9 protein-coding genes are annotated in these 14,399 nt (G+C 67.4%); 7 read left to right on the top strand and 2 right to left on the bottom strand.

The window, feature by feature from the left end; genetic code table 11:
* Both AC3WQM_RS31215 and AC3WQM_RS31220 read left to right on the top strand, forming a co-directional pair.
* On the top strand, nt 1-1,521 hold a 1,521-nt coding region (locus AC3WQM_RS31215), incomplete at its 5' end, for a DUF2345 domain-containing protein (RefSeq protein WP_492683755.1).
* 11 nt (nt 1,522-1,532) lie between these two features.
* Entirely contained in the window at nt 1,533-3,755 is a 2,223-nt protein-coding gene (locus tag AC3WQM_RS31220) for a hypothetical protein (protein WP_492683756.1), read from the top strand.
* A gap of 914 nt (nt 3,756-4,669) precedes the next feature.
* On the opposite strand, the gene AC3WQM_RS31225 is transcribed toward AC3WQM_RS31220, so the two are convergent.
* The gene (locus tag AC3WQM_RS31225; protein WP_492683757.1) at nt 4,670-5,287 is read right to left on the bottom strand and encodes an alpha-ketoglutarate-dependent dioxygenase AlkB; all 618 of its coding nucleotides are present in this window, start codon (nt 5,285-5,287) and stop codon (nt 4,670-4,672) included.
* Entirely contained in the window at nt 5,265-7,607 is a 2,343-nt protein-coding gene (locus tag AC3WQM_RS31230; protein WP_492683758.1) for an ATP-dependent DNA helicase, read from the bottom strand. The genes AC3WQM_RS31225 and AC3WQM_RS31230 overlap by 23 nt, the downstream gene beginning before the upstream one ends.
* Nucleotides 7,608-7,748: 141 nt before the next feature.
* Between AC3WQM_RS31230 and AC3WQM_RS31235 the strand changes: the two genes are divergently transcribed.
* From AC3WQM_RS31235 to AC3WQM_RS31255, 5 genes are all read left to right on the top strand, one after another.
* On the top strand, nt 7,749-11,249 hold the full coding sequence (locus AC3WQM_RS31235) for a response regulator (RefSeq protein WP_492683759.1): 3,501 nt from the start codon (nt 7,749-7,751) through the stop codon (nt 11,247-11,249).
* A 47-nt stretch (nt 11,250-11,296) separates the two neighbouring features.
* The gene (locus tag AC3WQM_RS31240; protein WP_492683782.1) at nt 11,297-12,127 is read left to right on the top strand and encodes a CheR family methyltransferase; all 831 of its coding nucleotides are present in this window, start codon (nt 11,297-11,299) and stop codon (nt 12,125-12,127) included.
* Nucleotides 12,124-12,738, top strand: coding sequence for a chemotaxis protein CheB (locus AC3WQM_RS31245; RefSeq protein WP_492683760.1), 615 nt, complete (start codon nt 12,124-12,126; stop codon nt 12,736-12,738). The genes AC3WQM_RS31240 and AC3WQM_RS31245 overlap by 4 nt, the downstream gene beginning before the upstream one ends.
* Nucleotides 12,728-13,945 (top strand): hybrid sensor histidine kinase/response regulator, encoded by a 1,218-nt coding sequence (locus AC3WQM_RS31250; protein WP_492683761.1) that lies wholly within the window; start codon nt 12,728-12,730, stop codon nt 13,943-13,945. Before AC3WQM_RS31245 ends, AC3WQM_RS31250 begins: the two co-directional genes overlap by 11 nt.
* An 85-nt stretch (nt 13,946-14,030) precedes the next feature.
* Complete coding sequence (locus AC3WQM_RS31255) at nt 14,031-14,390, top strand: response regulator (RefSeq protein ID WP_492683762.1); 360 nt, start codon at nt 14,031-14,033, stop codon at nt 14,388-14,390.
* Nucleotides 14,391-14,399: the final 9 nt, after the last annotated feature.

Below are 14,399 nucleotides of genomic sequence, written 5' to 3' on the forward strand. Positions count from 1 at the left end.
GGCAGCTACCGCAACAGCTTCGAAGCCCAGCCGGCCGAGGCGCAGGTCGTGCCGCTGTGGCGACCCAAGCCCACGGCCCCCGAGGCCATGGTCGCGCTCGTGGTCGGCGGCGATGACGACGAGGCACCGACGGCTGTCCACACCCAGCGCGACCATCGTGTGCAGGTGCGTTTCCATTGGCAGACCCAGCGGGCGGGCCAGCCGCAATCGACGGGCAGCGGACAAGGCAGCCTCGTCGCCGCCGGCCGCCACGCGAGCAATCGCCAGTCCGTCTGGCTGCGCGTGGCCGCGCCCGTTGCCGGCCCGAACTGGGGCGCACATCACCTGCCCCGCATCGGTTCCGAGGTGCTCGTGTCCTTCATCGAAGGCGACATCGACCGGCCGGTGGTCGCTCAGCAGCTGTACAACGGACAGGACCTACCGCCCTGGTCAGCCGGCACGGATTCATCCGCCAACCATGCAGGCGTGCTCTCGGGCTGGCACAGTCGCGCGCTCGACGGCAGCGGCTACAACCAGTGGATCGCCGACGACGCGCCCGGCCAGGTGCGCACCCGCCTGGCCAGCTCGCACGCGGCGAGCCAGCTGAACCTGGGCCACCTCAACGCCCAGTCGCCCGATGAGAGCAGCCGCGGCGCTTGGCGCGGTAGCGGTGCTGAACTGCGCTCCGACGCCTGGGTCGCCACGCGCGCCGGCGAGGGCTTGCTGATCTCCACGCTGGCCCAGGAACGCGCGGCGGGCAGCGTGCAGGACACCACCAGCGTGCGCGGCCAGCTCGCGGGCGCGCTGCGCGAGGCGCAGAAGCTGTCCGATGCGGCCGGTGGCGCGAAGGCGCTGGCGCTGAGTGCCACGGCGCTGCTGCAACCGCTCATCGACGACATCGATCCCCAGAAGAACGGGCACTATCCCGACAACGTCAACGGGCAGGACGCGCGCGAGCCGAAAGGTGGAGAAGGCGCAGGTTCACGTGAAGGGCAAGACCCCGTGCCCGCCTTCGCCCGGCCGCTCATGGTGCTCGATGCAGCCATGAGCCTGAACATGGCCACGCCTGCCAGCGCGACCGTGTACGCGGGCGAGGCGATCCACTGGACTGCGCAGGCACAGGCCCACATCGCAGCGGGCAAGACCGTGAGCTTTGCGGCCGCCAAGTCCGTGGGGCTGTACAGCCACGAAGGTGGCATCCAGGTCATCGCGCAGGACGGGCCGGTGAGCGTGCAGGCGCACACCGACGAACTCGAATGGCTGGCCAAGGAAGGCTTCACGGTCACCAGCAGCAATGACGAGATCCACGTGCTGGCGCAGCAGAAGATCACGCTCAAGGGGGGGCAGACGAGCATCGAGCTGGATGGGGTGAACATCACCTTGAAGATGCCGGGGCTGCTGGACATCAAGGGGACGAGCAAGAGCTTCGTGGGCCCGGGAGGAAAGCCCGCAAAGCTGCCGGCACTGCCCGTGGGCATCGCGGTGTTCGAAGAGCCACCGAACACCACGCCGCCGCCCCACAAGTTCAAGTTTTCGGTTTAGGCGAGCACGCGATGATCATCAGCCCACCCTTTCTGTCTCAGCCGGACATCCCCGTCTACAGCGAGCAGTGCGTCAGCGACGTGATGCCCGGCGGCATCGTCGGCAGCGGCGCCTTTCCCGTGAGCCAGGCGATGGCCTGGCATGGCGGCATCCACATCAACGCCCCCACGGCCGGCGAACCGGTGCGCGCCATCGCCGATGGCATCGTGATCTTCCGGCGCGATGGCGGCACCGCGCGCTATGACGCGCAAGACCATTCGACGGGGTGCGTCGTCATTCGCCACAAGACGGAGATCGGTGCCAACGGCGCCAACGCGGTCGAGGTTGTCTACTACTCCATCTATCAGCATCTGCGCCTGCTCGACGCCAATCTGCCGGCCGTCAATCAGGCCGTCTACCGCAAGGACAAGCTGGGTTTGGCCGGCACTATCTACGGTCGGGCCCACTGCATTCACCTGGAAATCGTTGCTGGCGATGCCGATACCCGGAACCTCGTGGGTCGCACCACCGGCGATTTGCTGCTTGGCAGTGATGGCCGCACCGACGCGGTGTACGGGGAGGTCTACGTGCTGGTGCCAGCCAGAACCCCCTGCTACAGCGCACAACCAACCGGTGCTGCCCTGCCCCCTGCGGCAGGTGACAGTGGCGGCTCCGATCTGATCGTGGGCATCAAGTACGAAGTCGCCAACGCCACTGTGACCACCTACAAACCAACGGGTGAGGTCATTGGTACGGCCCTGGTCGAAGCCAACGCCGAGTACAACCTCTACACCGAAGCGAACACGCGCCATGGTCGCCTCAGCGCAAGCGCACAGGCAACCAGCAGCCCGAGCGGCTGGTACGAACTGCTGCGCTTCGGTCGCAAACTGGGCAGCGACCCACTGCCCAGCGATGCCGCCCATTGGCGCAAGGTCGCTGTCCCCGGACAGCCCGGGGGCGTCTGGCTCGACCTGAATGCCAGCAACACCCGGAAGTTCAGCGATGCCGACTTCCCCCACTGGTCGGACTGGAAGCTCATTGACGACGACACCCAGGACGACAACAGCCAGTGCAACTCGGCCCTGATCGATGCCATGCTGGCCCCAGCGGCGCAGCCCGCGGCTCCACCCAGTAGCCCCCCGAACATGAATAGCCCCTCCGTGCCGACACCGCAAGCGCCGGAGAACGCCACAACCACGCCAGAGCAAAAGGCAGCCAACCGAAAGCACAACCTGTGCAAACCCGCGGTGCAGGCGAAGCTGGCCAAGACGATCTGCAAGTTCCCCACGGAGTGGGCCAAAGACGAGGTGCGCAAACGCTGGGCCTGGACGCGAGACAAAGGCAACCCTTACATGCCGTACCCGTTGGAGGACGAAACGGACTTCACGGAGATGACTGACTTTGCGCAAAAGCTTTGCTTCTGGGAGGAGCTTCCCGCCGAAGACAAGGCGCGCCTGACGATCAAGCACTGGCACTTTCACCCGAGGGAGTTCATCAAACACTTCAGGAAATGCGGGTGGCTAGGTCCGACTGAATTTGCAAGAACGCTTGATTCGGCTCCAGCCGCAGGCAGAACTCGCGCGGAGACACTGCGTCTTCCCATGAATGCCATGCTGCGCAAATACGGTGTCACCAACAGCCGCCAACGAACCGCGCATTTTCTCGCGCAAGTTGGTCACGAAACGGGGTGGTGGCTGTATCGAGAGGAACTCGGAGATACGAGGTACTTTCGTACGATGTACGAAGTAATCACGAGCGCAGAGGCAGCAGCGGACTATCAATCCGGACTGGCCCAACGTCTCAGGCTTGTCACACGAGGGGACACCGAGCAAGCCTATGCTGCGCGCAGACCGGGAACAGTCGACGCGAAGGCTCAGACGATGGACAACGGACTGGTTAGTGCCGCTACCGGTGGATTGGCTGGGGATGGTCCCAGATTCCGAGGCCGTGGATTTCTACAAATCACTGGACGACGTAACTACAAGAGCTACGGCACCTTTCGTGGCCGCAACTTCACAACCGATCCCAACCCACAACTGCTTGCTTCTGATGATTTCAATGCCTGCGATGCATCGGGCTTCTACTGGTCGAGAGAACGCGCCAACTTCGAAGCAGATGCTGGCGCCCTCGCAATAAATATCACGCGCGTAGGCGGGATCGTGAACCGAGGTAGCGCGACCCGGATTCCTCTGCACCATACAGAGCGCCAAACTACATTCAACAGCATTTGGAGTCGTTTGAATGATGCGATCTAGCAAATCATTTTTTTGTCTCTTGTTCGCGGTTGCTGCGCATGCGGCCATGGCAGACGGGGTGGCCGTCGAATGTCCTAGCGCATCCACCATTTCGGCGGATGGACTCGATCGGATCGGGTGCCAGGCTTCAGGATGGGTGGTCATCGAACAGTACCTCGGCCCCAAACCAGAATCTCCCTACGCTTCCGCGTTTGACCGACGAGAGCTGGCCGTCGCCTATGGAAAAACGCTGGATGCCGTGAGAGCGGTGGTCGGTATTGGGACTGGCTCCCGCAGCCCGCAGACGCAAAGCCTCCTGCTTCAACCACCGCTTATGGACTACGTTGTCAAACGCGTCCCTACATCAAAGGCGCGCAACTACAAGAAATGGTCCATATCTTCGGAAAGAATCGAATATGGAGCTCAAGGTGGCGCCCCAGGCTTTCTCTTGGAATGCGCCACAGCCATTCGCTCCACAAGCTCCAGAACAGTGGTCGTTGCGGAGTGCTTTCCGCTTGAAGAAAGGGCGCGCTTCGCAAAGACTCTAGATGCCGTTCGTTGATCCGTGAATGACAAAAATCCGACGATGCCGGCGGCATGCCTGTCGAAGGAGCCGAGGACGAGATGCATGAATGCTGGGCGTAGGTACGACACGATGCAGACTCCCGCGTGCCATTTCTCGAAGAAGAGGAAAGACTCTGTGGCCCTCAAGGCGCTCTTCGTTTTCTTTGTCCTTTTCTCGCCTCCATTGGCTTGGGCCAAAAATCTGAAGATCGAAGCAAAGAGCTTGTCACTGCCCTAGAGCCCTTCAGCCTTCCTCAACACATGGCCGATGCAGGGACAGTGCGCATGCACCGTGTCCATATGCTCGGGCCGGCAGCACCTTCGCGGGGTCGGCCGGTGGTGCGTGAGCAGCTTGAGGAAGGTGGTGCGGTTCATGGCGCGCGGGTTCTCCGGGTGCGCAAGGTGATCGAGTAGCGCAGCGCCTCGGTCGGCGCAATGGCGTGCTGCCAGGCCCAGCGCGCCGGCCCGCGCAGCAGGTACACGGAGCGCGGCTCGATGAGGACATCGAGCGCGGCCGGCCCCGACGCGGGCGCACCGGGCACGTAGGGCCGGAACTGCATCACCGCGTCGCCGCACAGCGAGACGCCGACGATGTCCTCGAAGTCGGGCACGTCGCGGTGCCAGCCCAGCGGCGTGCCGGGGCGGTACTCGGCGATCAGCACGTGGGTGAGGTCTTCGGGTGCCAGGCCGGCCCAGGCGGCGGCCTTTGCGCGCAGCGGATGCAGCGCCTCGGGCAGCGGCGCGCCGGGCTTGAGGCGGTTCGTGTCGAAGTCGTAGCTGCCGCCGAAGCTGGTGCCGCGCCGGCGGGCCGTGTATTCCTTGTAGCGCATCTCCTTGAGCGGCAGGCCCTGCACGATGCGCAGCAGGCCGGCCTCCTCGTCGCGCGACAGGAACCCGGCTTCGTAGCGCAGGCCCTCGATGGCCGCCACCGGCGCCTCGCCGAACAGGTCGGGCTGGCCGGCGTGTTCAAGGCGTCGGGCGGCGCGCATCGTCTTCCCCAGCCTGCCCGGCCTCCCCGGCCAGCTGCACATGCCACCAGCGCGGCAGCAATTCGCGGATCTCGGCGCGCGCAAAGCGGTCGTCGAGCAGGTGCAGCACGCCCGTGTCGGCCTCGGTGCGGATCACGCGGCCGGCGGCCTGCACCACCTTCTGCAGGCCGGGGTAGAGGTAGGTGTACTCGTAGCCCTTGCCGAAGCGCGACTGCATGCGCTCGCGCGTGATCTCGTTGAGTTCGTTGTATTGCGGCAGCCCCAGGCTGGCGACGAAGGCGCCGATGAGCCGGCTGCCCGGCAGGTCGATGCCTTCGCCGAACGCACCGCCGAGCACGGCGAAGCCGATGCCCTGCCCGCCTTCTTCGAAGCGCGCGACAAAATCGTGGCGGTCGGTTTCGCGCATGCCGCGCGTCTGCGTCCACACGGGCACGCCGGGGTGGCGCAGCGAGAACGCGGCGCAGGCCTTGTCCAGGTAGTCGAAGCTGCTGAAGAAGGCCAGGTAGTTGCCGGGCAGGCGTTCGAACTGCGCGCCGATGATGTCCGTCACATGGCGCAGCGAGCCGGCGCGGTCGCGAAAGCGCGTGGAGACGCCGGTCGCCACCTCGACGCGCAGCTGCTGGCCGCGAAACGGCGATTCGACGTCGAGCAGCGCCGTGTCTTCGGGCAGGCCGAGCGCGTCGCGGTAGAACGCGAACGGCGCGAGCGTGCCCGAGAAGCAGGTGACCGACACCGCGTCGGCAAAGCGGCCTTCGAGGAAGGGGCCGGGTACGAGGTTGCGGATGGCCAGGCCGCGCTGTTCCTGCGTGGCGCCCAGCGTGCGTTCGAACACCGAGTGGTCGTCGAAGACCTCGGCCAGCCGCGCGAAGTGCAGCGCGTCGAAGAAGAAGCGCTGCAGCGGCCCCTGCGCCGCATCGGGCGTGGCGGCGAAGTGCTCGGCCATCGCGGTGTTGGCGGCCTGCAGGGTGCGCAGGAAGCGCTCGGGGATCTCGTCGGCGGTGTCGTCGCCGGCGGTCTGCGCCTGCTGCAGCGTGTCCCATTCGCGGAACAGCCGCGCCAGCGGGCCGCGCACGGCGGCGGGTGCGGCGCGGTGTGCTTCTTCCAGCGCCGCGCCTTCGAGCCTGGCGGTGTACATGCCGCGTGCGCGCTCCAGCAGGTTGTGGGCCTCGTCGACCAGCACGGCGACGCGCCAGCCGGCGTCCTTCATGCTGGCGAAGAGGAAGGCGCTGCCGTCGAAGTAGTAGTTGTAGTCGCCCACGACGACATCGCTCCAGTGCGTCATTTCCTGCGCCAGGAAATAGGGGCAGACCTCGTGCGCGAGCGCGACCCGCCGCAGCGCCTCGCGGTCGAGCCAACCCACCTGTGCGGCCTCGGCGCGCGCGGCCGGCAGGCGGTCGTAGAAGCCGCGCGCCAGCGGGCAGGCCTCGCCGTGGCAGGCGCGGTCGGGGTACTCGCAGACCTTCTCGCGGGCCGCGAGCTCGAGCACGCGCGGCCGGTGCGCGCCGCCCTGCCCCAGCACGCGCAAGGCGTCGAGCGCCACGGGCCGCCCGGAGGTCTTGGCGGTGAGGAAGAACACCTTGTCGAGCTTGTGCGCCGCGCGCGCCTTGAGCAGCGGAAAGAGCGTGGCCAGCGTCTTGCCGATGCCCGTGGGCGCCTGCGCCAGCAGGCAGCGCCCGCCCACGGCGGCGCGGTAGACCGCCTCGGCCAGTTCGCGCTGGCCGGTGCGGAAGTCGGCGTGGGGAAATTCGAGCCGCGCCAGCGCGTCGTCGAGCGCGCCGCGGTGCGCGGCCTCGCGCTGTGCCCAGTCGCTGTAGCAGGCACACAGGGTCTCGAAGTGCGTGCGCAGGGTGTCGCGCGTGTGCTGCTCTTCCAGCACGGTTTCGTCGCCGCTGGCCAGGTCGAGGTAGACCAGCGCGACGGTCAGACTCTCGTGCCCTTCCTGTTCGCACAGCATCCAGCCGTAGCAGCGCACCTGCGCCCAGTGCAAGGCGCGGTGGTTGGCGCGGATGGCGTCGAAGTCGCCGCGGAAGGTCTTGATTTCTTCCACCCGAGCCTGCGCCGGGTCGTAGCCGTCGGCCCGGCCGCGCACACGCAGCGTGCCGCAGGTGGTGGTCAGCGGCACCTCGCTCTGGTAGTCGCCGCCGCGCCGAGCCTGTACCAGCGCGTGGCCGGCCATGCCTTCGAGCGCGCTGGGCGCGGGCACGAAGCGCAGGTCGAGATCGCCCGCCTTGGCGCCGAAGGCGCACAAGGCCTTGACGGACACGACGTGCGCCGCCAGGACGGCGGCGGACGGCGGGAAAAAGCGGGCTTCGGAAGGCATGCTGCCGGTACTGTATGAAACAACAGTATAGCGAGCGCGACCCGTAGCAAAGCGTGACATACAGCCGTATCGGGGCCTTCTCCGACAGGTTCGGTCCTGTTTTTCGGCAAGACTTGGCAAGTTTTGCTTACAAATGCATTCATGAAAACTCCCTCCGCGATCGACCCTGTCGAATTCGACCGCCTGCTGGGGCGCAACCTCAAGCTGCCGCTGCTGGGCGGCCTGGTCGGCGCCGTGGCGTTCGTCGTGCTGATCCTGTATCTGCTGTCGACCATCAGCTGGGTGGAGCACACCGACCAGGTCACGCGCGCCGCCAGCGAACTGCAGCGCCGCTCCATCGACATGGAAACCGGCATGCGCGGCTATCTGCTCACCGGCGAAGAGAACTTCCTGGAGCCCTACCAGAACGCCGAGCCGCGCCTGAAGTCCGACACGGACGCGCTGCGCCAGCTGGTGTCGGACAACCGCCGGCAGGTGGAGCGCCTGGAGCGCATCGCCGGCCTGCAGGAGTCGTGGCTGGCGTTCTCGCGCGAGATGATCGAAGCGCGCCGTGCGGGCCAGGACACGCAGGCCACCGTCCGGCTGGGCCGCGGCAAGCACCTGACCGACGAGATGCGCGCCGAGTTCACGGCCTTCATGGACACCGAGCAGACGCTGCGCTTCCAGCGCAACAACGAGGCCAACCGCACGAGCTGGTGGGTGGTCGGGCTGTTCCTGCTGTTCACGCTGGTGTATTCGGGGCTGGTGTCGTACTTCGGGCGGCGCCAGCTGATGCGGCTGTCCGACAGCTACGACGTGGTGCTGGCCGAGCAGGCGGCGCATGCGGAGCGCCTGTCGCAGGAGGCCTGGCTGCGCAATGCGCAGACCGAGCTGGTGGGCGAGCTGGTCGGCGAACTCAGCGCGCCGGACATGGGCCGCAAGATCCTCGCGTTTTTCTCGCGCCACCTCGGCAGCTCGGTCGGTGCCCTCTACGTGCGCGAACGCCACGGCCCGCTGCGCCGCGCCGCGAGCTACGGCTTCTCCAGCGAGGCCGAGGCTTCGCCGCAGGTGTTCTCGCCCACCGAAAGCCTGGTCGGCCAGGCGGCGGCCGAGCAGCGCCGCATGCTGATCGACCCGGTGCAGGCCGATTACCTGAAGGTCAATTCCGGCCTGGGCGAGATGGCGCCCAAGGCCGTGCTGCTGCTGCCGGTGGCGAGCGACGGCGCCGTCAACGGCGTGGTCGAGCTGGGCCTGCCCGGCACGCCCGACGCGCGCAGCGGCGAGCTGCTCGACCTGGTGGCCGACGACATCGGCACCTCGCTGGCCGCGGCGCGCTACCGCGAGCAATTGCAGGACGTGCTGGCCGAAACGCAACAGCTCAACGAGGAACTGCAGGTGCAGCAGGAAGAGCTGCGCACCGCCAACGAAGAACTCGAAGAACAGTCGCGCGCCCTGCGTGCCTCGCAGGCCATGCTGGAGAACCAGCAGGCCGAGCTGGAGCAGACCAACAGCCAGCTGTCGGAGCGCACCGAAGCGCTCGACCAGCGCAACACCGCGCTGCGCCGCGTGCAGCGCGACCTGGAAGACCGCGCCGATGAGCTGCAGCGCGCCAGCCGCTACAAGTCGGAGTTCCTGGCGAACATGTCGCACGAGCTGCGCACGCCGCTGAACAGCGCGCTCATCCTGGCCAAGCTGCTGGGCGACAACCCGCAGGGCAACCTGTCGCTGGAGCAGGTGAAGTTCGCCGAGTCGATCTACGCCTCGGGCAACGACCTGCTGGTGCTGATCAACGACATCCTGGACATCGCCAAGGTCGAGGCCGGCAAGCTGGAGCTGGTGCCCGAAGAGGTGCCGCTCGACAAGCTGGCCCAGAGCCTGGAGAGCACCTTCCGCCCGCTCGCAACCGACAAGAACCTGGAGTTCCGCCTCGAGCTGCGGCCCGACGCGCCCGCGCTGCTGGTCACCGACCGGCAGCGCGTGGAGCAGATCCTGAAGAACCTGCTGTCGAACGCGATCAAGTTCACCGAGCGCGGCGAGGTGGCGCTCACGGTGTCGGCCACGGCCGACGGCGGCGCGGCCTTTGCGGTGCACGACTCGGGCATCGGCATCGACCCGCAGCAGCACGAGCTGATCTTCGAGGCCTTCCGCCAGGCCGACGGCACCACCAGCCGGCGCTACGGCGGCACGGGGTTGGGCCTGTCGATCTCGCGCGACCTCACGCAGCTGCTGGGCGGCTCGCTGACGGTGAAGAGCGAAGCCGGCCAGGGCAGCACCTTCACGCTGCAGCTGCCGCCGCGCGCGCCGCAGACGATGCCGGCGCCGGCCGTGCCAGTGGGCACGCTGCGGTCGGTGGCGAGCGCCTCGCCCTCGCATGCACCCGCCGTGCTGTCGCCGCCGCCGCTCGCACCCCCTGCCCCCGCGCCCGTGGTGCCGGCCCCGCGTTTCGCGGACGATCGCTCGATTCCGCGCGACCAGGTGCGCCGCGTGCTGGTCATCGAGGACGAGCCGCAGTTCGCCCACATCCTGTACGACCTGGCGCACGAGCTGGGCTACCGCTGCCTGGTGGCACATGGCGCGGCCGACGGCTTCGAGCTGGCCACGCAGTTCGTGCCCGACGCGATCCTGCTGGACATGCGCCTGCCCGACAGCACCGGCCTGGACGTGCTGCAAAAGCTCAAGGACTCGCCGCACACGCGCCACATTCCGATCCACGTGGTCTCGGCCGCCGACAACGCGCAGGCCGCGGCGCTGCACATGGGCGCCATCGGCTTCGCACTGAAGCCGGCCACGCGCGAGGAGCTGACCAAGGTCTTCGGCCGGCTGGAAGAAAAGCTCACGCAGAAGGTCAAGGTCGTGCTGCTGGTGGAAGACGACGCCTTGCAGCGCGAGAGCGTGATCAAGCTGATCGGCGACGACGACATCGAGATCGTCGCCGTCGGCTCCGGCGAGGAAGCGCTGGCGCTGCTGCGCACGCGCGTGTTCGATTGCATGATCACCGACCTGCGGCTGCCCGACATGCAGGGCAGCGAGCTGCTCAAGGCCATGGCGGCGGAAGAGATCGTGTCGTTCCCGCCGGTCATCGTCTACACCGGGCGCAACCTCACGCGCGACGAAGAAACCGAGCTGCAGCGCTACTCGCGCTCGATCATCATCAAGGGCGCGCGCTCGCCCGAGCGGCTGCTCGACGAGGTGACGCTGTTCCTGCACAAGGTGGAGGCTTCGCTGTCCAGCGAACGCCAGGGCATGCTGAAGACGGCGCGCGGGCGCGACCGCATCTTCGAGGGCCGCACCATCCTCCTGGTGGACGACGACGTGCGCAACATCTTCGCGCTCACCAGTGCGCTGGAGCAGCGCGGCGCCACGGTCGAGATCGGCCGCAACGGCCGCGAAGCGCTGGAGCGCCTGGACCAGGTGAGCGAGATCGACCTCGTGCTGATGGACGTGATGATGCCGGAGATGGACGGCCTGGAAGCCACGCGCCGCCTGCGCGCCGACCCGCGCTTCGTGAAGATGCCGGTGATCGCCATCACCGCCAAGGCCATGAAGGACGACCGCGACCAGTGCCTGGCCGCCGGCGCCAGCGACTACCTGGCCAAGCCGGTCGACCTGGAGCGCCTGTTCTCGCTGTTGCGCGTGTGGATGCCGAAGATGGAGCGCCTGTGACCCGCAAGCCCCTTCCCGCCGCGCTGCAGGACCCGGCCACCGCCCCCATGCAGCCCCAGCCGCTGAGCGACACCGAGATCGAGCTGCGCCTGCTGATGGAGGCCATCTACCTCAAGTACAGCTACGACTTCCGCAACTACACCACGGCCTCGCAGAAGCGCCGCGTGCTGTATGCGCTGGAGCAGCTCGAGCTGCCGAGCATCTCGGCGCTGCAGGACCGCGTGCTGCGCGACGCGGCGCTGTTCGGCCAGTTGCTGCAGTTCCTGACCATTCCCGTGAGCGAGATGTTCCGCGACCCGGCCTACTTCCTGGCGCTGCGCCGGCACGTGGTGCCGATCCTGCACACCTACCCGTCGGTCAAGGTGTGGGTGGCGGGCTGCAGCACGGGCGAAGAGGTGTTCTCGCTGGCCATCCTGCTGCGCGAAGAAGGCCTGCTCGAGCGCACGCAGATCTACGCCACCGACATCAACCCGGCCTCGCTCGAGAAGGCGCGCCAGGGCATCTTTCCGCTCGAGGCCATCCGGGGCTACACGACCAACTACCAGCGCGCGGGCGGCCTGAGCGCGTTCTCCGACTACTACACGGCCGCCTACGAGGCCGCGCGCTTCGACCCTTCGCTGTGCGCCGACGTGATCTTTGCCGACCACAGCCTGGCCACCGACAGCGTGTTCGCCGAGACGCAGCTGGTGTCGTGCCGCAACGTGCTGATCTACTTCAACCGCCAGCTGCAGGACCGCGCGCTCGGGCTGTTCCACGAGTCGCTGTCGCATCGCGGTTTTCTCGGCCTGGGCTCGAAGGAGAGCATCGACTTCTCGGGCTACGCCGACCGCTTCGACGCCCACGCGCGCGCCGAGCGCATCTACCGCAAGGTCGCATGAAGCGCGCCGGCACGCAGCACCGTCCGTTTCCGGTTCGCCGCGTCGAGGCCGTGGTGCTCGGCGCCTCGGCGGGCGGCATCGACGCGCTCAGTGCCGTGCTCGACGGCCTGCCGGCCAACTGGCGCATTCCGATGGCTGTGGTGCTGCACCTGCCCGAATCACACGAGAGCCACCTGGCCGAGATCTTCGCGCAGCGACTGCCGATTCCCGTGCACGAGGCGCTCGACAAGATGCCGCTGGTGGACGGCTGCCTGTACTTCGCGCCGCCGGGCTACCACCTGTCGATCGAGCGCGGGCGCCGCTTTTCATTGAGCTGCGAGCCGCCCGTGCTGTTCTCGCGCCCGTCCATCGATGTGCTCATGGCCTCCGCCGCCGATGCCTACGGGTCGTCGGTGGCCGGTTTTCTCATGACCGGCGCCAACGAAGACGGCGCCGAAGGCCTGCTGCGCATCCACCGCGCCGGCGGACTCACCGCCGTGCAAGACCCGAAAGAAGCCCTGGTTCCCACCATGCCCCTCGCCGCCATTGCGCGCCACACCCCCGACCACGTGCTTCGGCTGCGCGACCTGCGCATCCTGCTGCAGCTACTGGAGCCCGCCCATGCCCATTGAGGTCGAAAGCAAGCTGCTGATCGTCGACGACCTGCCCGAGAACCTGCTGGCGCTCGAGGCGCTGATTCGCGCGCCCGGGCGGCTGGTGTACCGCGCCGGTTCGGCCGAGGCCGCGCTGGCGCTGCTGCTGGAGCACGAATTCGCGCTCGCCATCGTCGACGTGCAGATGCCCGGCATGAACGGCTTCGAGCTGGCCGAGCTGATGCGCGGCACCGAGCGCACGCGGCACATCCCGATCATCTTCGTGAGCGCCGCCGGGCGCGAGATGAACTACGCCTTCCAGGGCTACGAAAGCGGCGCGGTCGACTTCCTGCACAAGCCGCTCGACCCGCATGCGGTGGTCAGCAAGGTGAGCGTGTTCGTCGACCTGCACCAGCACCGCAAGGCGCTGCGCCACGAAATGGAATCGCTGGCCGCCGCGCACCGCAAGCAGGAAGAACTGGTGCAGCAGCTGCAGCACACGCAGCGCGAGCTGGAGCGCGCGGTGCGCATGCGCGACGACTTCATGTCGATGGTGTCGCACGAGCTGCGCACGCCGCTGAACACGCTCTACCTCGAAGCGCAGCTGCGGCAGCTGCACCTGTCCAAGGGCAAGCTCGACACCTTCTCGCCCGAGAAGCTGCCCCTGATGATCGAGCGCGACCAGCGGCAGATCCGCAACATGGTGCGGCTCATCGACGACATGCTCGACGTGACGCGGCTGCGGCGCGACGCGCTATCGATCCAGACCAAGCCGGTCGACCTGGCCGAGCTGGCCCGCGCCGTGGTCGACAACCTGCGCCACCAGGCCGAGGCCGCGGGCTGCACCATCAGCCTGGACGCGCCCCCCGCGCTGCGCGGCGTGTGGGACGAGTTCCGCATCGAACAGGTGCTGACCAACCTCCTGACCAACGCGCTGCGCTACGGCGGCGGCAAGCCGGTCGAGATGGCGGTGCGACTGGACGGTGACAACGCCGTGGTCAGCGTGCGCGACCAGGGCATCGGCATTTCGCCTGAAGACCACCAACGCATCTTCGAGCAGTTCGAGCGCACCGACGTCAGCCGCAAGCACGCGGCCGGCCTGGGCCTGGGCCTGTACATCACGCACAAGATCGTGAGCCTGCATGCGGGGCGCATCGGCGTGGAGAGCACGCCGGGCCATGGCGCGCGCTTTTTCGTCGAGCTGCCGCTGCAGACGCCCGCTGCCGCGCCGGACGCCGAGAAGTAACAAACGAGGCCCCTGTTACGGTTTCCCGTAGGCGCTGCGTCGATACTGCGGGATCGCAATCAATGGATGCCGAGAGAAAACAACCGTGAATGTGCTGATCGTCGACGACAACGAGGCCGCAGCCGACCTGCTGCGGGAGCTGCTGACGCTGCAGGACCACACCGCCCGCTGCACCTACACGGCGCAACAGGCGCTGGACGCCGCGGCCGGCGAGCGCTTCGATGCGGCGCTGATCGACCTCACCCTGCCCGACTTTCCGGGCACCGAGGTGGCGCGCCGGATGCGTGCCACAGCCGCCGAAGGCACGCCGCGGCTGCTGGTGGCGATCTCGGGTTTTTCGGAACGGGACGCGGCGAATGCGGCGCCGGGCGAGGTGCTGTTCGACCACCACCTGCAAAAGCCCATCGACATCGGGGCGCTCGAGCGCATCCTCGCGCCGAGCTGAGCAAGCCCC

It is taken from the genome of Variovorax sp. FW301-JW7 (assembly GCF_058788795.1).

Bases quoted from the DNA above. Each gene is read 5' to 3' on its own strand.
- AC3WQM_RS31220 (WP_492683756.1), top strand. From the start codon at position 1,533: ATGATCATCAGCCCACCCTTTCTGTCTCAGCCGGACATCCCCGTCTAC.
- AC3WQM_RS31225 (WP_492683757.1), bottom strand. From the start codon at position 5,287: ATGCGCGCCGCCCGACGCCTTGAACACGCCGGCCAGCCCGACCTGTTC.
- AC3WQM_RS31230 (WP_492683758.1), bottom strand. From the start codon at position 7,607: ATGCCTTCCGAAGCCCGCTTTTTCCCGCCGTCCGCCGCCGTCCTGGCG.
- AC3WQM_RS31235 (WP_492683759.1), top strand. From the start codon at position 7,749: ATGAAAACTCCCTCCGCGATCGACCCTGTCGAATTCGACCGCCTGCTG.
- AC3WQM_RS31240 (WP_492683782.1), top strand. From the start codon at position 11,297: ATGCAGCCCCAGCCGCTGAGCGACACCGAGATCGAGCTGCGCCTGCTG.
- AC3WQM_RS31245 (WP_492683760.1), top strand. From the start codon at position 12,124: ATGAAGCGCGCCGGCACGCAGCACCGTCCGTTTCCGGTTCGCCGCGTC.
- AC3WQM_RS31250 (WP_492683761.1), top strand. From the start codon at position 12,728: ATGCCCATTGAGGTCGAAAGCAAGCTGCTGATCGTCGACGACCTGCCC.